Genomic DNA, 23,570 nt, shown 5'->3' with positions numbered 1-23,570 from the left:
GCTGAAGCTGTCAATATATATTTTTTCTGCAAAGCCCTGATTTTGGACACTAATTGGCTATTTTCCGAAACTCAAATACTATTTTTCAATGAGTTACGATTCCAAAATGACTAAAAACACATTTTTCATGCGAAACTTGGGATAATCATGGAGCACCATATAAAAAGGGGCGCGATCAAAAAAAAACCGCGCCCCATCTATATTGATAAGCATCTGCCGGACAGGAGCATGGCTTCCTGCAAGCAATGCCGAAACCAATAGTGCTATTTCATCAGGATCATCTTCTTGGTGTCGGAGTATTTTCCTGATCTCATTTTGTAGAAGTAGATTCCGCTGGAAACGCTGCGGTTGTTTTCATCCTTGCCTTTCCAGATGACGCTATGATTGCCGGCGGCTTTGATTTCGCTCACCAAAGTCTTGATCAACTGACCTTTGACGTTGTAGATCTCGATCGAGACCGGTGCGCTTTCCTTGATGCTGAAGGCAATGGTGGTTTCCGGATTGAAGGGATTGGGATAGTTTCCTTTCAGGATCGTTATCGCAGGAGCGATGGGATCTTCGGTGGATACGATTTGTCCGCTGCCGAGAAGCTGAATAATGAATTGGGGATTCACGGGGTCATCGGTGTTGATCTGCAAAGTGCCGATATATTCCATAGCCACTGTGGGAGAGAAGTTTACGTTGATCTGGAGATAGGATTGCACGGGCACAACGATGTTGATGATCGGATTTGGCGTGGAATTTCCCTGCCAAAGGCTGAAGGGAGCTTCGGTCTGAATAGTTCCGATCAGGACTGCGTCGCCGACGTTGTTGATCGTGATGGGTATGGTGGCGGTTTCGCCAAGGAACACTTGATAGAAATTCACCGTGTCAAAATCGAGGGAGATGGCGGGCGTTCCGCTGGTGCCACCCACGGCGGGGAAGACGATGTCATCGATCCAGGCACAGTCTTGTCCGCTGGAAACCAAGCCGTCTTTGAGATATTCCCACTTAAACAGGTTGTTGCCCGGGTTGACGGGATAGGTGATCTGGCTCCAGTTGTCGTTGGTTCCGCTCCATTGATTTTTGAGCACGCCATTGATATAGAAACGCAGGTAGTCATAGCTCTGCTCGGAGGAGACCTTCTTCCAAAAGGAGATGTTTCCGGCGGCGGGGACGTTCATCGTCACCTGCATGGCTGTAGTTTGTGAGTGCGTGATAGTAGCGGATTTTGCGGCATTGCTGCCATTGTAGCTGCCGGCGGCGATAGTCCAGTTTCCACCGGTGAAAGTCCACGGGTAGCCTGTGAATCCGCTTTCAAAGTTCTCCATCACCATTCCCAAAGTGACGGCGAAATTCTGCATGGAACTGTATTGACCGGTGAAAAGCATGGCGGTCATGTTTACTACTGTTCCGACCGGGATCTGGGAACTGAAGGTGACGGTATAGATCATCTGGGCTGTGCCATTGGCTGGCAGAGTGGTGAAGCTCGTTTGGATCGGTTCGGCGACGTGGTTGACGGTCATGATCAACAAAGCACCCATGAGGTCGATTGCCAGCGCGTTGCCGCTATTGGTGATTGGAAAGGTGAGGGTGACGGTTTCGCCGGCATCGATTCTGCCGTTGTTGTTGCCTGAGATGTCGTTGATTTGCAGAGTTCCCCAAGTGAAGGCGGGGGCGTTGAGAATGAGGTTGCGGGTAGATTGATAGGTGGCGGGGCTGCTATCGGTGATGGTGATCGTGAGCGGGACTGTGTGTTGGTCTGGAACGTCATTCGCAACCTGGATGCTGAATCCGTAAACGGTTCCGCCGCTTCCGTTTGCGGGAATGCTCGGAATGGCTTCGGTGGCATTTATGAGGTTGATAAATTGGCTGGTTCCGCTGAGGGTCACATTTACGTTTTGCGCAGCATCGCTGCCGACGTTGTTCATAGTGAAGTTCACGGTGATCAATTCGCCATATTCCGCGATATTGTTATTGCCATCGGTCACGACCATCTGATCCACAATAATGTAGGGACCGGTGCTGGGGGGGAGCACTTGAACGATTCCGATGTAGGTTATTTTGTTGAAAGCGGTGACGGTAAGGGTGAGATCCATCGGCTGCGTGGGAGGATTGGTGAGGTTCAGAATCGCGGTTCCACCCGCATCGGCAACGGCGAATCCATAGATTGTGCCATTGGCGGACAGCGTGATTCTGGCACCGGAGACGGCGTCAACCTGGTAGTTGTTTATGCCGAGTAAGAGAATCGGAGAGTGGTTCACGGTCATCGCTTGGGGATTTTTGGTGCGTACCATGAGTGAGGCGTCGCCAAAGATCGTCCAGCACTTATATTCGCTGATGCCGCTGGTGCCATAGATTTCGATCATCTTTGAGGAGCCGTTGAAGAAGAGACCTCCGATAGTCTTTCTGGTTTCCGCGATGAGCAGATCGGTCACTTCGTCCTGACCGCGCATGGGAGGATTCCAGCCTTGATTGATCGTGCTGGCATACATCGCGATGGCGCCGGTAGGTTCGCCGGTGGTATTGTCTGTGGCTCGCAGCCATGCTTCGGCAAAGCAGGTTTGGCTGACGAAGTTTCCGTTCACACATGCCACCGAAACGATGAAGGGGAGCATGTTGCTGTTGGTCAGTGCGTTCACGTTTGCATTGTTGAAACCGGTGGTGCTCCAGGAAGTGTCGGAGCCGTGTCCGCAATAGTTGACGAAGCCGCGTCCCTGATTGAGGTTTGTGGAAACCTGTGCCGCGGTGGCGCCCTGAGCTTGATAAAGTTGGTCAACGGATAGATATCCGTAGTTCAAGAGGTCGGTGCGGATGAGCTCTATATGTGCCTGATCGCTTTCACCCATGTCTCCCTGGCTGCCGCCTCCTTCGTTTGAGGCGATGCCCATGCCTTTCTGGACGTGGTTGTTTCCGGAGATTAGGTCTCTTTCATAATGCACGGTGCGCAGCACCTGGGTTTGCATATCGGCAACGGTCTGGGCGGAGAATCTGCCCACATAGATATCGGGATAGCTGTCTCCTCCGGCAAGTAGCGCGAAGGAAGGGTCCGATCCGCCGCCGCCGGAACTGAGCGTCGGAACCTGAGGCGCGTCGCCCATGATTTGGACAAACATCAAGCCATTGTTCAAGTTATATTGTGCTTGAATATATGCCAGGATCTGCGCAGCGGTGGGTCCTGCAACCGATACGTCCACGACGTCCACGGTGTAGCCGTTTTGTCTTTTCCAATCCACGTAGGGTTGGATAGTGGCATCAAACATGGAGTGTTTGATCACCATGATTCTGCCTACTTCCGACAGCAGCGGATATTTTGCCTCGTTGAAATTGAGGAACATGTTCTCATAGATTCCGGCAAATTCGGAGCTGTAGGCATTCTTCGGCACATTCAGTGAGTTGGTGGAATCAAAACCGACGTTGCGGACGGCGATTTGGAGTTTGGTGAAAACGCGCAGCGTGCCGGTGGCGGGGTGATATTCAAAAGGTTGGAAACGAACTGTGATCCCACGGTAGTCCCTGATTACAAAAGGCTCGGTGAGATATGTGTTCTGAGTGGGATAAGCAGCGGTGCCTTGATAGAAAGGATCGAAAGTGTAGGGCACGTCCTCGGGATTGATATTTCTGGTCAGGTTTCCCTTCGATGGGGCGATCCGCATTTGCAGATCGACATATTCGCTGCCGATCACTTCTGCCGCCATCTTCGCGGTGTTTGGAATGATCAGGCTTCTGGCAAGCACGGGAACTTGCGGCAAACCCGTTTCGAGAGTGAGACCCTCTTTTTTGAGATTAAGGTGATACCAGGTTTCGCCGTTGATTCTGGTGCTTTCACGATTGAAATGCCCCAGAGTCATTTCCAGCACCATCTGATCGGGGGTGCTGCGAACCAGGCGAATATCGTTTTGATATTCACCGACGTTGATCTGTTCCGCGCTCAGAGCAAGGCTCAGCATGAGCAACAGGACAAACAGTGATAATAAACGTGTCATTTTATCCTCCACAGGATTCATCTGTTATTTTTTTCACAATATAGGTTGGCGGGAAACAAGCTCCCGAGTGTACATCATATAAATAAAAAGTAACTCTGAGCCTATCATGGGGGAACGGTATATGGTCAAGTAAAAAATATCACTCCCCTGCGGCACTCCTAAGACGAAGATCATTCTTTTCATTGGCTCATAATCCCCTGCGGCGCACCGGAAGGCGCACCGCAGGGATAGTTTAATGCTATTTCATCAGCATCATTTTCATGGTTTTATTGTAGCCGGGGGCTTCCATGCGATAGAGATAGACTCCGCTGGAGACACTCCTGCCGTTGTTGTCTTTGCCGTTCCAAACCACTTTGTGATTACCGGCGCCGAGGTTTTCGCTCAAGAGATTGCGCACAGCCTGTCCTTTGACGTTATAGACGGTGATGCGCACTGAACCGGAATCCTTGGTTGAAAATCTGATGATGGTCTCCGGATTGAAGGGATTGGGATAGTTTCCTTCCAGCTTGGTCACCGCGGGGATCGAGGGATCCTCATTACTGGTGTTTGCGATCACGTTTACCTGGATCACGAAGGAGGGATTGTTGGGATCGTTGGAAGTGATGTTGATCTCTCCCTCAAGATTTACCGCGGGGCTCGGAGATACATGGGTGATCGTGAGAACTGCGGTCTGCCCTGCGGGGATGCTGTAGTTGTAATACACGGGCAGGTTAATTCCATTTTGGCTGAGCACAAATCCGGCGGGAGTGGAGATCATGCCGGTCAGAGCGATATTGCCGAGGTTTCTGAGGGCAAAATCCGCGCTCACGGTAGTATTTGGCAACACATTTGCAAATGTGATCTCGGTTGTGGGTGAATAGAGCATGGCGACGCTGCCGCTGCCGGACATCGGAAAGACGATTTCATCGATCCAACCGCAATCGCTGCCGGAGCTTACCGATCCATCTTTGGTATATGCCCACTTGAAGACGCGGGTGCCGGGTTGGACAGGATAGCTGAACTGTGCCCAGGCTTGGTTTCCGCTCCAGGCAGCCTGTTCGATTCCGTTTATGAAGAAACGCAGGAAGTCATAATTTGATTCCGAGGACACTTTACGCCAGAAAGAGATGTTTCCGGCAGCGCCGACTTCCATGGTGACCGAAAGCTCCGTAGTGCCATTGTGGCTGATCACTCCAGATTTGGCAGAGCGGATTCCGGCATAGGCGTTGCCGGGATTGCCGTCAATCAACCAAGGGATGGGACTGGAGTTCACCCATGGAAAGCCCGTAAAGTTATTGGATTCAAAGCCTTCGCCGATCATTCCAATGGGCAGCATGATGCTGTGATTGATCATCTGCACACCGGATGTGACTGCCAATCCGATGGGAACGATCGTTCCGGTGGTCAGGTTATTGGCAAGGGTGGCGACGAAATTGAGTGGGAGACTCCCACCCACGGAGATCGAAGGCAGAGTGAAGCTATAATTGTTTAGCGTCACCTGATTCGGATTCGCGATCAGCACCATGATTCCGCTTTCCGCGTTCATGTGTCCGGTGTTGCTGAGGTTGAAGGAGATAGAGATGGTTTCGCCAGCTTCGAGGAAACCGTTGCCATTGGCATCGCTCATTGTGACATTGCCGATCTGGACGTTTGGAGCGTTCACAGTCAGGCTGCGGCTGGAGATCCATTGGTTGGAACCATCGGTGATGAGAAATTCAAAGGGAACGGAGGTTTGATTCGGAATCATCGGACTGATCTGAATGCTAAACAGATTGTTCACTGTGATGTTTCCGCCGGCGGGCACGTTTGCGATGGCGGCAGTATTGTTTAGGATACTGACATATTGGCTAATGCTGGAAATGGTGACGCTCAAGTTTGCAGCATCGGCGATGCCGACGTTGGTGAAAGTGAGCCCCATGCTGATAATCTCACCCGCTTCGGCGATGCCATTGGCATTGGGATCAATCACGGTGATCGGACTGATGGTCACATAGGGTCCCACATTGGGGGTAACCTGGATGTTTGCAATCAAAGGACGTCGCATCGAACGCGTCATCACGATCTGCGCGGTTCCCGGCTCGGAGAAGGGGGTGAAATTGAGCGTGAGATTGCCATTGGCATCCGCGAGTCCGACGCCATGCAGCACGTTGTTTTTGGAGATGGCTACATAGCTGAAGGGAGTGGCGACGATATTCATCGAAGATACTCCGAGGAAGATGGTATCCGACAGTTGAGCGGAATTCTGTGCTGGAATCCCCAAATAGGGAACCAGGGAAGGATCGCCCATGATGGAATATATTTCCCAGTAATAATCTCTTCTGGTGCTGTTAGATTGAACGACGGCAAGATTTCCGGCAACGATCATCCCGCCTGCGTTACTAGCCCAATCTGCAAAAGGTTCGTTGTTATCATGGAACAAGGCATCATAGACTCCAGTGCGTCCTGGGACAAAGGGAGAGCCGGCTCCTACCGCCGGTGGCTTGTGTCCGACAGCCCACCAATAGTCTTCATCCCAAAAGGTGTTGTTGGTTCCGCCGATATAGATGACTCCGCCTTTGTTCACGGCTCTCAACCAGGCTTCGCCAAAACAGATGCCCGTGTTGAAAGCGTTGGTGAGGCAGCAATTGCCTACCACGACGGAAGATTTGTTCGTGTTTTGCAGGGAGTTTATGTTGCTGATGGTGAAGGTGGGATCAGACCAGTCGGTTTGGCTGCCATGCGCGGTGTAGTTCACGTAGGCGACTCCAGCGGATACGCTTTGCACGATCGCTGCGTCGGCGGATCCCGAAGCGGGATAGAGATATGTGCTGGATTGGATGCCATGAGCAGGATTGAAATAGTTGTTTGTCCCATAGTTGATCTGCCCGTTGGCATGGGTGATCGACCAAGAGGCATCGACGCCGGCGATCATCACCACTTGGGAAAGATAGGCATCGCTGGGCATCGTATATTGTTCATGCATGAGGGTTTTGTTGACCTGATTGGTCACTTCGGCTGGTGTGGTTGCAGAGAATCTGCCGTAATAAAGCTCCGGCATATAGTCCGTGCCCTGAAGGCGCACATAGGTCAGATCGGTCACGTGAGCGCCCGTGGCTCCGGTATTTGCAGGCACCTGTGCCACGTCTCCCACGATCAATAGATATGAGGGAGCCGGATTTTGGGTAGTCGCCGCACTCCATAATCCCTGCATATAAGTGATGATTCCATTGGTAGTCGCGCCGATCTGTTCGGTGGTGGCGAGGATGATGTTAAAGCCTTCGCGGGTTTTCCATTCGATGAAAGGTTGCAAGGCGGCTACGAAAGCTTGAGGCGTGATGATCACATAGCTCATCGGATGACGGTTCAAGGAAATGCGAATGGGCTGGTGATTGATCACGGTGCCGGAAAATATACCCTCAAAAGCGGGGGAATATGTCTTTGCCTTCAGCTCAGAAGTGGCGCTATGATCGCCTTCGACAAAGCTGACCGAAACCTCGGCATATTCGATCACTTCGATCTCTTTGCTGCCGGGATTGTAGCGCACCGGAACAAAATCCAGGGCGAATAAGCGCTCTCCGCGCATAAATCCGAGATCCTCAACGCGGATTGATAGCTCGTCCGTCCAGCCGCGTCCGTTGTAGAAATCGCGGTTGACGACGAAGGGTATCTTGCTCAAATCTGCCGATTTGGAGACGGATTCCTGACGCGGGAAGATCGGATAGTGGATTCCCCCTTCGGCAAGACTGATCGTCTTTCTTTGTGCGGAACTAATCCGCGGCACCACGGTTGCGCCGACGGGAACGCTGATCAATTGGCGCATCAGCGGGAGGCGGGGCAAGCCCTCTTTATTCGTGGTAGTATAATGTTCCACATAGAGATTCGTGAACACGCCTTCGGCGGTTGGCACCTCGTCGTAGGACAGCTTTTCGATGGAATAGCGGATGCTGAGCCCATCCTGAGTGCTGCGTAAAAGCTCGACCGAAGTCGGCATGGTTCCAAGTTGTATCGTGCCCGTTGCTGCGGCAAGCATTGCCGTCAGCAGTAAAAGCACGAACATGACGAAATAATTCTTCATGTTTTCTCCTTATTATCTTTCATATCATTATTCTTTTCTTGTAAAGCGTCTGATCATATCTACATATAAGTATATGCAAGATTGATGCCTAAACCAAGAAAAAAGACCACCGGTTCTTTATTTGGTCTTGTGCACTGTGTTTTCCTCGATGAATCCACAGCGGAAGAACCCTGCCGCCCTTTCCGGGTGTTGTTTGTTGTTGTTGATTCAAGGGGGAAAATCTGCGGGGTGAAACATCGGATTCCGTCCATTGGTTTACAGGTAGCACTCAGAAGTGGAGTTATCGTCTATAATTTTCAGTAGGTTACACGTTTCGCCCCCGATACATAGCCTTAATCAAGCCTTAATCAAGCGTTAATCAAGCGTTAGTTTTATTACGCTTGATTAACGCTTGATTAAGGCATGATTGACGCAGTCAAGGCTGGAAGGGTGGAAGGGTGGAAGGAAGGGTGGAAAGGTGGAAAGGTGGAAGGGTGGAAGGGTGGAAGGGTGGAAAGGTGGAAAGGTGGAAGGGTGGAAGGAAGGGTGGAAGGGTGGAAGGGTGGAAGGGTGGAAGGGTGGAAGGGTGGAAGGGTGGAAGGGTGGAAAGGTGGAAGGGTGGAAGGAAGGGTGGAAGGGTGGAAGGGTAGACCAACTTTGCAGTTCACCCATTCACCTGTTAGACCCGTTCACTCTCAGAGTCTGATCCCCAATCCAAACGCCATGCTTGGTACGAAGATAAATCTTCCGCGGACGTTGGTGATCATGATCAATCCCACTTCTGGAGTGATGAAGATGTATTTGTTGTGCAAGGTCGCATTTTGGTGGAAACTGTAATGGGTGATGTTTGTGGGACCGATGGAGATGACTTCGTTGTCATCATTCAAGACGGATTCCCAGTACAAATGATGATTGGCGCGGATGGCGCTGCTGAGATAGACATTGTCATTTGGTTCATAAGTAAAAATCAGAGGGATCTCAAAGCCGATAGCGCGGTGGTTTCGATCTTCGAAGAGATTGTCCAAATCGACGGTTCCATCATCGGATATCACTAAGGTCAGGCCCGGCGCGATGGCAAAAGACCGTTTCCCAACATGATAAAACCTCTTTTTGTAATACCCTCTGGCGCCTGCTGATAAGGCAGCCGTCCAGGCTTTTAACCCGATCTCGCTGTCATTGCCTACTCCAATGGCAAGTTTGTAAGCGGATATGAAATCGGAGGAAGCGCCTTCATAGGCATTCTCATCCCAGTACTCAGGTTTCGCCACCGAGGAAAGGTCTATCCCGGTTCCAGTATAGGCTTGCACATCGATTTTGTTTTTGGGCAGCGGCACCGCGGATTCCATGCTGTTGGTGTCCATCACCGCACAGGCGGTAAGAGCGCTCAACAAAAGCAGAGCGCTGAAGATCCTCCAGGGGCGCAGAGGTTTGGTATCGGTTAGCATAATTTATCCTTCCTCATAGCGTTGAGTGCCAAAAAAAGCTCCATCCCTGAATAGATGAGGCGTTTTCATAATGGATGTTTTGATGGTCATGGCAACCAGTCGTCATGAACGGTGGGTTTGTCCTGGGGATTGGGATCGCTCACTTCATAGACGGCAGCGGCGATGTTATAGTTCACGGCGATGCCTTCTTTGCCAAATTCCTTGGTCGTAGTGGCGGTGATGACGGGTCCCATTTCAGTATAGGAAAAGACGAAATCCGCATTGTTGATATCCTTGAGATTAAGCTCTTCGAGGGATAGGGGATAGGCGCCGAAGGGGTCGTTTTTCCGATACTCGTTTGCGGCGGCGACGATGCGGTCGAAAGTGGGTAAAATGGATTCGAACTTCTGTTGGGCGATGGCTTCTTTTTCTTTGTTGATCTTCATTTGCTGCATTCCGAAGACAAACACGAAGACGAGCCCCACGAGCATCAGGATCATGATCATTTCGATCAGGCTCACTTGGTTTTCGGGTTTCACTTTCACATTGTTGTCAGTTTGCACCGGTGCTTTCAATGTGGACTCTATTCCAGTTTCGGTGCTCGGTTTTTGCATATTCTCAGCCATTATGTTCCTCCATGGCGATCATCATTTTTTTTCATTATTTTGAAGGTGCTCATTTTGTCAAAGGATTTTATCACAGACCCCAAAAACGGAAGGAGCGCTGCAGCATCACTTCATGCGTGAGGCGCTCATCCTGGGGTTCATATTGGAAGGTGTATCCCAATCTCAGTTGCCGGGGCAGGAACATGCGTAAAGAAGTGTCGTGAGTGATCCCGATCTTGGTTTTCTTCTGCAAGTCGGTGGCTTCCTGGAGGGTGATTTGATAGTCCAGGAAGAGCTTGCGTCCCAGATACTTACTCATGGAAACGGAGAGGTTGTTCAGTAAAATTGAAGAGCTGAACTGGGCAATATCACCGATAAAATGTTGCATGTCAAGATAATCCGCCATTTGATCGGGGTTGTTTGAGTATTCGGTGAAGAGATTTTGGATGAAACCGGCTTTGATGCTGAAACCATCGAGCCTGAGCAAACGGCGGATGCGGTTTTGCACCGGATACAGGAATGGGGTGAGGATGGAAGTATTCAGGTTGTCGGAAATCAAGCCGAGGGCTTCGTCCTGAAACATTCCCTGGTCGTACACTTCATTGCTGCTTCGGAGCCGGGAGAGGATATGGGTGATGGATTGATCCTGGGGGTTGTCGCTGGCGAGTTTGAATTCGAGGCGGTCAAAGAAAGGCTTGGAGCTGTCATTGTCGGTAAGCAAAGTGAGGGTGATGATGGTGCCGTCCGGTGCTCTGCGAAAGAAGGATCCATGGATGTTTAGGATATCGCGGGAGCCAATGATGTTGACATCGAGATATTCCGCTTGAAACACGGTGCCGAAGAAATCGATAGTTCCCTGCTCGGAGGCGAATTTCGCGTCTTTTGCGATCCATTCCTGCCCGTCATAGACGATGTGTATGAATCCCCCCTGGGTGAGTTTGATGATTGCGGGATATGTGGCATAGATCACGTTGTCCTGCAGACGGATCATCAGATCCAGAGTGAAGGGCAGGGGCAGAGGGTCTTCTTTCAGGCTTGATTCGGTTTCTTTGGCAAATGCACTGCGGAAACTGTAGATCAGGCTCAGGAGATTTTCCGTGTTCGGGGGGTAGAGGGCATTGGTGTTTGAGACCAGTACTTCTGCGCTGATCTTCATATCGTCGAAAGGTCCCTTGACGGTGGCAAAGCGCGTGTTCTGTCCTCTGAGCTGGATAGTTGTGAGAGTGCGCGGAGGGGTAAAAACAGGCACGACAGCCTCAATGCCGGGCTCTTCGATGAGCAGATTGAAGCTTCCGAGATCGAGGAAGGACACGAAGAAATGGTTGCTGCTATCCTCATCAAACTCGTTGGATATCTTCAATTTGCCGCCCCCAAGCTCAAGGCTGGCTTTTTTCAGAAGCAGGCGGTTTTTATCGAAAACGCCGATGATGTTGATATTGGTGATGGAATCCACCTGATTGTCCAATTTCAGATGCCCGTTGCGGAGTTCAATTCTGCCGCTGGCGATGTGAAATTGATCCTCATGAGTGGCGATAGTCACATCCAGGCTGGTGGTTCCTCCCGAATCAGTGATCATCTCCACGTTTTTGGTGAGCCAGGGAAAAAGTTCCGCTTGGGCTTTGATCTTCAGTTCAAGGCTGCCGTCAAAGAAAGTGCCGGAAAGGAAATTGTAGCCCAGAGAACCCGAACCTTGAAGCGCCACGAGCTCCCCTGAGCGCACAAGCAGGCTGTCCACGTATAAGATTTCCGGAGTTTGACGGACATCGACTATGATGTCTTCCAGATCAATCGCGTTGGGAATGCTGATCCGGGGAGAACGGACACGGGCGGTGAACTCCATATTGGGATCCTTACCCATCAGTCCGGTGGCAAGGACATTCAATTTGGCGGTGACGACACCGTTTAGATGGGTCTCCGCGATGACATCAGAGATGAGAACTTCGTTGATCTCGGCATTCAAATCGATGCCAATGCCACCGTTCAGACTTGCAATTCCGTTGATCGAGACCAGTTTTTTACGATTGTTTAACGCATGACCGCTGATCTGGATCTCGCCCGGCGGACCTTTGAGCATCAAATCCGCGGAGATGGGAACGATGCCTGTGATCCTGATGCTGTCCGCAGAAGCGAAGACGGACATATTTCGGTCTCCGTCCAGGTTATACATCGCGGTAACGTTGATCCCGCTGATATCTGGAAGTCCTTCTCCGGCTGGAGGATAGTATTTCGTCAGACGAGCAAGATTGAAATCCTTCAGCGAGAGGTTGATCGCATAGTCCGGCAGATTTTTTAGATCAATCATACCGGAAAGATCGAGCATATCGTTCAGGCGCAGATAAGCGAGCCGGAGAATGTCCTTTTTTAGATCTGCAACCAGCTCGATATTCATGGTTTCGCCGTTTAAAATGCCTTCTGTTCCCTGTAAATAGAGTGCCGCATCCAGCGTGGAAATATCCAAGGATCCGATCGCGTGGATTTGAGTTTGATATTCAAAATCTCCAGCCAAGGTAAGCGATAAATCGGTGCGGGCGACGATCTTGTCGCCAAGCATGAATCCGTCCACGGTTCCGCTAAACTTTGGGCTAATCGTTTTGACCACATCATTGGGTATGAAATCCGCCAAGGCGATATTGCCAAATCTGGCTTCCATGAGCAAATTGCGGTCAAGAACATCTCCCACGAGGCTGATATGATGCCCGTCCGGGCTGCTTAAATCGCAATTTATATAGTAGTTTTGCGTTTTGTCGGGATTGCTTGCGGGGATGAGATGCACGCTGCCGCTGAAGTTGGTTGCCGCCATAGTTCGGTTTACGATATCGAGCTGTTTGAACTGCACCTTGATCTCCGGGTACGAATCGTATATGGACAGTTCAAAATCAGCGGATGCATTGATCATCGGTTCGTCATAGTGAGTTTCGATTGGATGGGTATCGAACGATGCCGTGAGCACGTAGGTTTTCAAATCGAAACTGCCGGCTGAAGCGATGCTTTGGTTTTGCCAACGGGCATTCCCAAGGTTGTAATCGACAAGCATGTCCTTCAATTCGGCATCGAGGCGGATACCATGAACCCGATGAGTGTCGTATGCAGCAAAATCCGCTGAAGCCTGCAGTTTTAAGACGGGTTCCTTGAGGCTGCCGGAACCGCTGAGTTGGGCTTTGACGATCCCACTCAGCGATGGATCGATCATGGCAAGATCGAGCTGTATGTCCAACTGGCTGGACTTGAAACCTATACGCTTTTGAAGGTTGCTCAGTGATATCTGTCCGCCGAGAGAGCTGCTGCCGAAACTGCTGCGCGAGATGGTGGCATCAAGGTTATTACCATCGGTTTCCACAACGATGAATGGGAGGCGGACGGGGTATTCCGAAAGCAGCAAGGCACTGGTATTCCAGATGAATGCCTTTGCTTGGATGTCCAGATCCGCCTTCTTGGTTTTCTGTGAGGCTTTGAGAACGAGGTTCAGCTCGGTGTGGATATTTTCTATCGCGGGATGATTGACATAGCGGGGGGAGAAATTGTTGATCTCCACGTCTAACAGAGCGATGCGTCCTTTATCAAGATTCGCGGTAGCTACGATGCTGCCTTTGTTCGCGGTGATGGCACTCAGTTTCACTTTGGTGCTTTTGTCGTTGTCGGCACTGATCTCAATCTCGTTAAACTCGTCCGCGGCGATGAGGAATTCACCCTCGCCGAGCTTGAGCGGAATAGCGATATCGAGATAGAGCCTGCCCTTGGTGACCTTCAGATGGTTGAAATATGGCGTTAGATCCGGGATATCAATGCGATCTGGAGCTTTCTTCACCTTCTTTTCGACCTGTGGTTCGATGATGATGGTGACCTCAGGTTTGTGGATCTCGACGATATTTAAGAGGTGCTTTATTTTGAAACCTGAAAAGAGGAATTTGAAGAGATTAAAACGGACTCGGGCGCTTTCCACATTGAAAGCAAGCGAGCTGTCCGCAGTAGTGAAACTGATCTTTTCGGCATAGACCTGCCGGTCGCTGATGCTGAAATTGCGGATGCTGAATTCGCCGGAGAGAGCTTTGCCCGCCTCTTTTTCCACGATCCCCTTCACGACTCCCTGCAAATCAAAGGCATACCAGGTAATGAAGAAAGCGGCATTGATAAAAAGCAGAATGACGATCAGAAAGAGAAACAAACGCGAGCGTTTCATGGTTCAGATGCGGGAGAGCGTCCCCCGGGCGAGTTCAAAGGTTTTATTGCTCTGTTGTGCCAAATCGCGGTCATGGGTGACGATCACGAAGGCTTGTCCGAGTTCCTTATTCAGTTCCTGCATCAACTTCCAAACTTCCAGGCTGTGGATTGGGTCGAGGTTTCCGGTGGGCTCGTCAGCAAGCACGATTTTGGGCTCGTTGATCAAAGCTCGAGCCAGAGCGATGCGTTGTTGTTCGCCGCCGCTGAGCTGATTGGGATAGTGGTTTCTCCGTTCTTTGAGCCCGAGCCGGGTGAGCAATTCATTGGCTCTGGCGATACTTTTAGCTAATGTCGCGCCGCCGATAAGCATCGGCAAGGCAACGTTTTCCGCAGCACTGAGGTCTTCCACCAGATAGTGAAACTGAAAGACGAAGCCGATGTCCCGATTGCGGATAGAGGGTGCCTGCGGCATTTTTGCAGAGATTTCGTTTCCCATCACCATCACCTTTCCGCTGTCCGGGGCATCCAAAAGACCAAGGATGTGCATCAGGGTGCTTTTTCCGCATCCGGACACACCGGTGATGCCGATCATATCTCCGCTTTCCACTTCAAGCGTGGCGTTTTTCAACACCTGAATGGTTTGATCGCTGTCGGCATAGCTTTTGGACAGATTGTATCCGGCAAGGCAAATCACTTCATTTCCTCCTCAGGGTTTGCGTAAAAGATCCATTATTTGCAGCCTGTCGATCTGCCTCAGGGGGATGCGGATGCAAAGCGTGACCAACAGGCTGGCGACGAGAAAGACGGCAAATAGATTCAAGGGCGTGACATGGATTTCAATGCGGTCGATGAAATAGACCTCACCCTTGAGCTGATAGAAACTCTGTTTGGTGATCAGGTATGAGAGCAGCGTGCCAAATAGCTGACCAACGATGATCGAGAGAGTGCAGACCAGGGAGATCTGATAGTTCATGATACGCTTGATCGTCTTGGGCGGTGCGCCAAGGGTTTTCAGCACTGCGATCTCGTTGATTTTGTCATAGATCAGTGCAGAGACAGCGCTGATGACGTTGATGCCGGCGATCAGCACCAGAAAACTGAAGATGATGAAGATCAGCCACTTTTCCATCGTTATCAGGCGAAACAAACTGGGGTTGATTTCCGTCCAAGGATAGGCTCCAAGCCCATCACCCAGAATAAAATCATACTTTTGGCTGATGCGGTCGGCGGCGCTGATATATTTGTTTTTGAGGCGGATCTCGATGTGCGAAACCTGATTATTGATAAAGAGCATCGCCTGGGCGTCTTTGACAGTGCAGATCACGATCGAGCGGTCAAACTCGTAGAAACCGGAATGGTAAAGCCCGGAGACGATGAAGCGCCGCTCGCTGGAATGCAAACCCATCGGCGAAAGCCTGTCCAATTGGGGATAGACGACTCTCAGGGTGTCCCCGATTCCGAGCCCCAGCTCTTTTGCCAGATAGAAACCGATGATGCCATATCCATTCATCAAGTTGGTGCTGCCTTCGCGGACGTAGTCCTCAAAGGGAAATCGGTTTGCGCCATCGGGCAGATAGCCTTTGAGCATGGCTCCGCGCACTTTGTCCTCGTGATATGCCATCGCTGAATATGAAACCACTGGAGAGACGCTTTTGATCTCCGGCTCGTTTCCCAGACGGGTCAAAGCGCTTTGCAACTCTGAGGAATTGATGTAGTCAGCGCCGGTAGAATAGACGTTGATATGGGCAAATGAATCCAGCAGCACGGATTTGAGCGCGCGTTCATAACCCTCGAAGAGGTTCAGTCCCGCGCTGAGGATTCCCACGGAAAGCACTATCCCCAGCACCATGAAGACAAAGCTGAAACGCAGCAGGCTTCGTTTCGGATGCTTCAAATAGCGTGAGAGGAAAAACTTTTCCGTGTTGTTCATATTTTAAGTGCTTTCGTTGGCTTCGATATTGACGAGTTTTTCGACGGAGAGTGGCAAGCGGAGCTGTGGCGAAACGCGGTTGATGATCAATTCCGAGATCAAACCCATGGAGATAAATTGCAAGCCGGCGAGGATCAAGAGGATGCCCAAAAAGAGCAGGGGTCTATTTGATAAAGGTCTGTTGCAAAATATCTTGAGCACTGCGAGATAAAGCGTCAAGCCGGAGCCTAAAAGCGCAGAGACAAGTCCGATCCTGCCAAAGAGATAGAGCGGACTCTTGATGTATTGAGTGACCATCTTCACCGTGAGCAGATCGAAGAAACCGCGCAAATAGCGTTCGAAACCATATTTGGATTTGCCATGGACGCGGGCTCTGTGTTCCACCGGGATCTCGGCAATACGAAAACCCAGTGAGTGCGCCAGCGCGGGAATATATCTGTGCATCTCGCCATAGAGGCTGATCTCTTTCACCACCGGTGCGCGGTAAGCTTTGAAGCCGCAATTATAGTCCTTGAGCTTGAGGTGAAAGGTTTTTGCGGTCACGAAATTGAAAAGCCGGGAAGGCACCACTTTGTACAAAGGATCACGCCGTTTGCGCTTCCAGCCTGAGACGAGGTCAAAGCCTTCGTTTAGTTTGTTGATGAAAGCGGGAATCTCCACAGGGTTGTCCTGCAGATCGGCATCCAGGGTGAAAACGACGTCCCCGCTCGCGAGGTTGAATCCATATTGTAGCGCTGCGGCTTTGCCAAAATTGCGGCGAAACTTCACGATTCTGATGTGTGGATTCGCGTCTGCCATACGGCTCATGATTTCAAAGCTCTTGTCCCGGCAGCCATCGTCGATAAAGATGATTTCATATTCATAGCCGGGCATTTGAGCAAGGATCTCGTCCACTAATTGGATCAGCGAATCTTGTTCGTTCAATACTGGTATCACAAAGGAAATATTCATCTTACCTCTTATATCAATATGCCGGTCAGGGTCATTACGATTGCCGAGAACACCGGTATCTTGAGGTTGTCATCCACAGGGATGTTGACCAATTCCGCCACGGTAGCGGCAATAGAACCAAAAAGGGCTTGAACTGGGCTATTGAGGAAAAACAACCCAAAAATAAAGGTGCTGACGAAACAGGCAAGGCTGCCTTCGAGGGATTTGCGCATGCCAAGAAACTTGCGTTTGCCAAAGTTTATTCCGATGATGGCGGCGAAGGTATCCCCGATGGAGACGAAAGCCATCGCGCAGAAAGCGATCAGCGGCTCGAAGAAGGCTACGCAGATCATCGCGGAAAAGATCAAATAAGTAGCGCCGGTGAAGTCCCTCATTTCGTGTCTGCGCAAAATCAAACCAAAAATGCGGTAGAAGGTCTTTTTGAAGGATTTCTGCCAAAAGCGATGAAACTCGATCGTCAGATTGATGATAAAAGCCGCCAGCAGTATATAGAATGCCAGTTTGCGGTTGAAACCAAGCAGATAGCGGTAGCTGAAAGGGATCACCAGCGAACTGATGTGGATTCCTTTGCGCAATGTCTCGCTCAGTTCAATCATCGGGTTCCTTCAAATATGCTGGATTGCATCCCCGGCTTTGGCTTCACTTTCGCACAAAATCAAGGATGCGGATCGTGCGCAGTCCTTTCCAGTTGATCAGCGCATCGCCGCTGCGATCGACGGGAATGTTCATGCTGTTATAGTCGATATCAAATCTCTGCTGGAGGATAGCCAGATCGATATTCCTCAGCAGGATTGCCGGCTCGGGATTCTGTTGGCCGAAGGGGAGCAAGCTTTCCATGAAGTTCCAGTTTTCCTCGTTGAGATCATCAACCGTGGCGATGGCATCCACGGCTGTTCCAGGTGGTCTATCTGTGTGCTGCGTGTTGTTTCCCAGATACTCGTTGAAGCATTCCAAAAATCCGTCATAGCTCTCCGGCAGCATTGTGAAACCAGCGGCTTTGACATGTCCGCCATATTGTTTCAGATGCGCTTTGCAGTGGGTGAAGGCGTCCACCATATTGAATCCGTCGCTGCAGCGTCCTTCACAAACCAAGTGTCCATTGTAGTGCTTGAGCATGATGGTGGGAATGCCCAGCTTATTCACGATATAGCTGGAAGCAGTTCCCAACAAGCTGTAGGGGATCACGTCATCATCATCGTAATAGATGAAAGCATCACCGCCAAAACCTCCGAGGATAGTGTCCAAAAAGGCGAAGACGCGGTTGAGCTCGGTTTCCCATACTTTTTTCTGCCGCTCCAGCTTTTGGAAAAGGCGGGCTTTTTCATGCCCCATTTGCAGCATGAAACTTAAGCCAATGTGTTGACCGCGATCCTCTCTGCCATTGGCGATAAGGCGTGCGGTGTTTTGCATAAAGTTAAAGATATCGGTCTTCGTGCCGAGGCGGTTATAGTTTCTTTGCAGAAACTCAATGCTGGAGTCGTTGATGCTGTCCCAGTTGTCTATCACATGGCGAACGAGGACGCGGTTCAATCCGGTCATCGTAACTTTATCCGCAAGGGAACCGATCGCTGTCCAAAAATAGGAAGCGGGGGAGATTGGATGGTCGAGTTTTTTACCCAAATAACGGATCAGCACCAACACGACGCCCACTCCGGCGAGGGATTTGAAGGGGTATTTACATTCCGGCAACTGGGGGTTGAGGATGGCATAGGCGGGGGGCAAGCTCTCCGGTTGGATGAGATGGTGATCGGTGATGATGGTATCGCAACCCAGGTCATTGAGCTTGCGCACTCCATCGATGGAGGAAATGCCATTGTCCACCGTCACGACGAGTTTGTATCTTCCCTCGCGCACGAAGTCCACAAAGGAATCCTGGATGCCGTGAGAATCGAGATTGCGATTGGGGATATAATAGTTGTGTTTCTGATAGCCGCAGGAGCTCAAGAATTGATAGAGGATATAGGTGCTGGTGACTCCATCCGGATCGTCGTGGCCAAAGATGATGAGCGGTTCGTTGTGATACATCGCTTTGCGGATGCGGTCTGCAACCGCTTCGATATTGGATAGCAGGGCTTCGTCCGGGAGCTGGGACAGATCGCTGCTGAGCTGGTCTTCGGATAGTTCGCGCTTGGATAGAATCTGCGCGGCGAATCCAAGTTCCGGATTCTCCGGCAGCTTCCAGTTGGTTACCATTCTTCCAGTTCCTCTTTAACGGGAATTTCCCGCGGAGCGGTTCTGTCCGGAGCTTTGGTGATCACGTCAAAGCCGGTGAAACCGATCATCAACATGAAAGAATTGTCCTGCAGCTTGTTGGCGGCAAGATTTCCGCGCCTGAGGTATTGGAATCCCAGATCAATGCGGTTGACATCACGTTTGAGGGGAAGAGTCACTCCAAGGGAGACGCCGGATTCGTCGATAGCGTCCGCGTCCGCTTTAAATGGCAGTTTACGATAAGATATCCCGGCACGGATGGGAAACTTTGGCGCACCGGCTTTGTCGATAGTTTCTGCATTGGGCTCGTATGCCGCTCCCAGGCTCAGTTTCCAGCTATCTTCATAAACCGCGGCATCGATCTCGCCCCAGGTTTCATAGTGAAAATCCGTCGCGACTTTGAAGTTTGGGAAGGGTAGCGCAGTTATGCTCCCCGCCAATTGAGCCGGCAGCTTGTAATCATAATCGATTTCGGGTTCCTGCTCGTGGATGGATTTGCGGATTTCGCCGCCTTTGAGGGTGCGTGGCATAGTGATATGCGTGCCAATGGAGAGACGGTCAAAGTGTTTGAGGGCACCGATGGTGAGGGTGGGATTTTTGAAAGTCCGCGCCAATTCTTCCTTGGTGTTGAATATGCCAAAACCGGCTGCCTGCTGCTCGAAATTGCGGATATCGTGGCCAAAGAAATAGTTTCCGCTGGCACCGAAGTGATATCTGCCAAAGTTTACACTATAGATCAGGTCGGCACGAAAGAGATATTTGTCCATCGCCTGCTTTTCGGTGATCTCCAGTCCTTCATCTGAGGTGAAGGTGCGTTCGTTTTTTACCACTCCCGAAGCAAATGAATTGAATTGGAATCCCACGCGATGGCGCTTGAGCGGAACGCTGAGACTGAAATAGGGCAGATCGAGAGAGTCGTCCCTGAACCTGGCTTCGCTGCCGGCATCATCCAAAGAACGGTATCCGGTATATCCAAACATCAAACCGGTGGCAAACAGAGTTCGGTTTGAGACGTTGTGTAGGGCGGGATTGGTATAGCCGGTGTTGAAACGGAAGATATCGCTCGCGCCGGCATCGCCCATGCCCATACTATAGATGTCCTTGCCGAAATACTGGATGGGAAATCCGTCATAGGAAAAGATCGAGTTTCCGGCGAAAAGCGGGCTGCAGACAAGGGTCAGCAAGCCCAGTACCAAAGTGATTAACTTCATTTTTTATGTCCTGCTTTATGATGAGTAGGTTTGACTGGGTCGGGAGGGACGCGGAAAAAGCGGTGCGCATTGTCAAATGCCTTTTCCGCAACATCGTTTGGGGTCATTTCTCTGATCTGGGCGATCTTCTCCGCCACCAGATGTAGAAAAAGTGGGCTGTTACGCTCTCCGCGATGCGGGTGCGGAGGCAAATAAGGACAATCCGTTTCGATCATAAACTGATCGATCGGCATCAAACGAATCACATCCTCGAGATGGGCGTTTGGATAGGTGACCGTCCCGGTGAAGGAGATCATCCAACCTTCATCAAGAACCTGCTGGGCAAAGATGATGTCTCCGGAAAAGCAGTGGAATACCGCGTGCTTAACTCCTTCGTTTTTAAGGATCTTATAGCATTCCTGATGAGCGTCTCGGTTGTGCACCACCACCGGCAGATCATAATCCACCGCCAGATGCGCCTGATTGGCAAAAACCTCGCGCTGAACCGAGTATGGCGATAGATTGCGAAAGAAATCGAGCCCGATCTCTCCGATCGCCAACACCTTCTTTTCCCTTGCCAGACGCTTGATCAGTTCAGCGTCAAAATCCGTGGCGTCGTGCGGGTGATAGCCCACCGTGGCAAAGATGTGCAGATGCTTTCTTGCCAGTTCAAAAGAACTTAGGCTGGTTTCCTTGTTGAAACCGATATTGATGATATACTCGATTCCGGCAGCATGACATTTTGCAATCAGCGCCTCGCGGTCGGAATCAAAATCTGGCAAATCCAGATGAGCGTGAGTCTCAAACAACTTCATTATTAGCACTTTACCCCTATTGTATAGTGAAAACAACATAAATCAAAGGCTTGTTTCTTGTCAAAGGGAATTTTGCTTTTTGGAAAAGAACGGGGACAAACCAGTTTTTGATTGTGGGGTAGTACTCGTAGTGGGAGTTGGGAAATGTTGCTGCAAGGCTGGAAACTTCGCTTTAACCCAAAACTCCGCCGTTGACATCTAATAAATTGCATTAAAGCCTTTACAGACAGAGTTTTAAGCCAAAGACTGGATTCCAGCCTTCGCTGGAAGGACGGGACAACATGCACCTAAAAATCCATCTTCCCCCTTAGCATTACGGAATCAATACGGACTCATTACGGACTAAGTCCGTATTGACTCCGTAATGCTAAGGGGAAAGATGGATGTAGCGTGCCGATGCTGCGAAAACGATGGTGAAAACGACGGCACTGTTTGATAGGGTTTTTTCCCTCGCAGCATCGGCATGCTACGCTGCGGCGAAAACAATAAACGTCTATACATAGACCACTACTCTCGATGAAGCCCACAAATGCCGGGAAGTGTCAAAGGATTTTTTGAACAATCTCGCCTGCAACTTTCAAGGATTATTCACGCATTTTCTGCTTGACACAAAAAAAGGGAAATTAAAATAAGGTTCATAAGTTTGTAGAGGTGGATATGAGAAGAGTATGCATGATTACAGCCTTACTGATAGCTTTAGTTTCCGGAGTTATGGCGGAGACCAATCTTCATGCGCCAGGATCTAATCAGGAAAAAAATGAGGTATTTTGGCGCTTGTTATCTTCTCAGGAGAATTCTTCATGGTGGGTGTCAGAAGAGGATGGAGGCAGTGAAGTGGGAACAACCTATTATTATGATGCAGTAAATCCCACGCGACCTGATAGTTCCTTAGTGCATGATTTAAATACGTATTCATGTGATACATATATGAACAGATACTACTACACGAATACGCCGGATTATTACCAACGAGACACTCTGATTTATGAGATAGAATACTCGCAATACATATCCAGGTGGGGGATCAGAGACAGATATAACAACAATAATCAACTGATACTACATGCCATTTATGTTACGCATAATTTTAGTGTCCCCCCGCGCACTCTGGATCAATATTCATACGATAATCATGGCAATCTATTGGAAATGATCAGATCATCGTCTTATCCTTCACCTTTCGGACCAAAACAAATCACTCGTTATACATACCGAACAGATAATCAGTTGCTGACCAGATATTTCTACAATGTGATCGGAAACGACATTAATAATCTCAGTTTGATTACTACGGAGACACGGATCTATAATCCGTCAGACCAACTAATCGTGACACTTATTAAGAACGGAACATCGAGTTTTAGCAAGAGCTTGTTCGCTTATGAACCGTCAGGTTATGAGATATTGCACAAGTATTATTCTTCTACAGACTCATTAAACTGGCGTTTATATAAACAGTTTGCCACCATATATGGTGTTTCGTACGGTGAGATCAAACCGCTACGAAAGGATGAAACTCAGCACTCTTCGACAGATTCCACCAATGTAGTTTGGACCAAATATTCTCTTTATACATACGCAGACGAGAACCGGAATACAGCGATAACGTCTGAGGATAGCGAGGGCATATCTTCGCATAGTAATACAGTATATAGTATCGGGATGAAACTAATTCTTCAATCCGGGTCGGAATCTGGTGTTTATGGCGGAGACTACTATCATAGAACTTATGTCTGGGATACAGTCGTATCGAATACGGATCCGGTGCTGCCTGTCGATGCAATTTTGCTCAGTGTTTTTCCCAATCCATTCAATCCGGAAACCTCGATATCCTACACCTTGCCGATAGCTGGGCACGTATCCCTAAAAATCTATAACAGCCGCGGTCAACTGATTCAGATATTGGTCGATGAGGTGCGTGGAGCTGGAAAACACATCGTTGTCTGGAACGGAAAGGACAGTTCCCAGAGAAGCGTGTCTTCAGGCTTGTACCTTTGCCGGATCGCCAATGACGGCAAACACGCGGCAAAGAAGATGCTGCTGCTAAAATAAACTAACGGCAATACAAGATTTTGATAATCCTATTTCGGAATCTTTGCTAAATCGCTCAACAGCATTGCCTTCAATCGAGCCAGTGAAATTACAATATGACAGTTCTATGTGGAAGCCGTATTATACAAAGTTTATTTTGTAATGTCATAAATCAAGATAACTGCAATGGCACAACGATGAAACAGTCTCGTTAGTCAAGTCTCCAAACACGTCTACCATGTGTGCCATCATTTGCTTGAGTGAATCGAAGACACGAT

Annotated in this window: 15 protein-coding genes; 2 read left to right on the top strand and 13 right to left on the bottom strand. The window is 49.8% G+C overall.

What is annotated here, in order from left to right; translation table 11 throughout:
- Positions 1–263: 263 nt before the first annotated feature.
- Both Q8M98_07830 and Q8M98_07825 read right to left on the bottom strand, forming a co-directional pair.
- A complete protein-coding gene (locus Q8M98_07830; protein MDP3114673.1) occupies positions 264–3,965 on the bottom strand; it encodes a C25 family cysteine peptidase in 3,702 nt (1,233 codons plus the stop codon).
- Between the two features lie 238 nt (positions 3,966–4,203).
- On the bottom strand, positions 4,204–7,998 hold the full coding sequence (locus Q8M98_07825) for a C25 family cysteine peptidase (protein MDP3114672.1): 3,795 nt from the start codon (positions 7,996–7,998) through the stop codon (positions 4,204–4,206).
- 84 nt (positions 7,999–8,082) lie between these two features.
- Here Q8M98_07825 and Q8M98_07820 point away from each other — a divergent pair, with 84 nt between their 5' ends.
- Positions 8,083–8,301 carry a hypothetical protein gene (locus Q8M98_07820; GenBank protein ID MDP3114671.1) on the top strand — a complete coding sequence of 73 codons (219 nt, stop codon included), beginning with the start codon at positions 8,083–8,085 and terminating at the stop codon, positions 8,299–8,301.
- 112 nt (positions 8,302–8,413) lie between these two features.
- On the opposite strand, the gene Q8M98_07815 is transcribed toward Q8M98_07820, so the two are convergent.
- From Q8M98_07815 to Q8M98_07765, 11 genes are all read right to left on the bottom strand, one after another.
- On the bottom strand, positions 8,414–8,632 hold the full coding sequence (locus Q8M98_07815) for a hypothetical protein (GenBank protein MDP3114670.1): 219 nt from the start codon (positions 8,630–8,632) through the stop codon (positions 8,414–8,416).
- A 40-nt stretch (positions 8,633–8,672) separates the two neighbouring features.
- The gene (locus tag Q8M98_07810; protein MDP3114669.1) at positions 8,673–9,422 is read right to left on the bottom strand and encodes a hypothetical protein; all 750 of its coding nucleotides are present in this window, start codon (positions 9,420–9,422) and stop codon (positions 8,673–8,675) included.
- 86 nt (positions 9,423–9,508) lie between these two features.
- Positions 9,509–10,027: a hypothetical protein gene (locus Q8M98_07805; protein ID MDP3114668.1), complete on the bottom strand. Its 519-nt coding sequence runs from the start codon at positions 10,025–10,027 to the stop codon at positions 9,509–9,511.
- Positions 10,028–10,097: 70 nt separating this feature from the next.
- A complete protein-coding gene (locus Q8M98_07800) occupies positions 10,098–14,183 on the bottom strand; it encodes a hypothetical protein (GenBank protein ID MDP3114667.1) in 4,086 nt (1,361 codons plus the stop codon).
- 3 nt (positions 14,184–14,186) lie between these two features.
- Positions 14,187–14,858, bottom strand: coding sequence for an ABC transporter ATP-binding protein (locus Q8M98_07795; GenBank protein MDP3114666.1), 672 nt, complete (start codon positions 14,856–14,858; stop codon positions 14,187–14,189).
- Positions 14,859–14,870: 12 nt separating this feature from the next.
- Complete coding sequence (locus tag Q8M98_07790; GenBank protein ID MDP3114665.1) at positions 14,871–16,094, bottom strand: ABC transporter permease; 1,224 nt, start codon at positions 16,092–16,094, stop codon at positions 14,871–14,873.
- A 3-nt stretch (positions 16,095–16,097) separates the two neighbouring features.
- Positions 16,098–17,045 carry a glycosyltransferase family 2 protein gene (locus Q8M98_07785; protein MDP3114664.1) on the bottom strand — a complete coding sequence of 316 codons (948 nt, stop codon included), beginning with the start codon at positions 17,043–17,045 and terminating at the stop codon, positions 16,098–16,100.
- An 8-nt stretch (positions 17,046–17,053) separates the two neighbouring features.
- Positions 17,054–17,641, bottom strand: a complete 588-nt coding sequence (locus Q8M98_07780) for a phosphatidate cytidylyltransferase (protein ID MDP3114663.1) — start codon at positions 17,639–17,641, stop codon at positions 17,054–17,056.
- Positions 17,642–17,684: 43 nt separating this feature from the next.
- Positions 17,685–19,238, bottom strand: a complete 1,554-nt coding sequence (locus Q8M98_07775) for a DHH family phosphoesterase (protein ID MDP3114662.1) — start codon at positions 19,236–19,238, stop codon at positions 17,685–17,687.
- Complete coding sequence (locus Q8M98_07770; GenBank protein ID MDP3114661.1) at positions 19,232–20,467, bottom strand: hypothetical protein; 1,236 nt, start codon at positions 20,465–20,467, stop codon at positions 19,232–19,234. The genes Q8M98_07775 and Q8M98_07770 overlap by 7 nt, the downstream gene beginning before the upstream one ends.
- Positions 20,464–21,261, bottom strand: coding sequence for a TatD family hydrolase (locus Q8M98_07765; GenBank protein MDP3114660.1), 798 nt, complete (start codon positions 21,259–21,261; stop codon positions 20,464–20,466). The genes Q8M98_07770 and Q8M98_07765 overlap by 4 nt, the downstream gene beginning before the upstream one ends.
- 1,662 nt (positions 21,262–22,923) lie before the next feature.
- Between Q8M98_07765 and Q8M98_07760 the strand changes: the two genes are divergently transcribed.
- Complete coding sequence (locus tag Q8M98_07760; protein ID MDP3114659.1) at positions 22,924–23,313, top strand: T9SS type A sorting domain-containing protein; 390 nt, start codon at positions 22,924–22,926, stop codon at positions 23,311–23,313.
- Positions 23,314–23,570 lie beyond the last annotated feature (257 nt).

The sequence above is a fragment of the Candidatus Cloacimonadaceae bacterium genome (genome assembly GCA_030693415.1).
Taxonomy (GTDB): domain Bacteria; phylum Cloacimonadota; class Cloacimonadia; order Cloacimonadales; family Cloacimonadaceae; genus JAUYAR01.
Note: the sequence above shows the minus strand (reverse complement) of the source record. Positions and strands in the feature narration are given on the sequence as shown.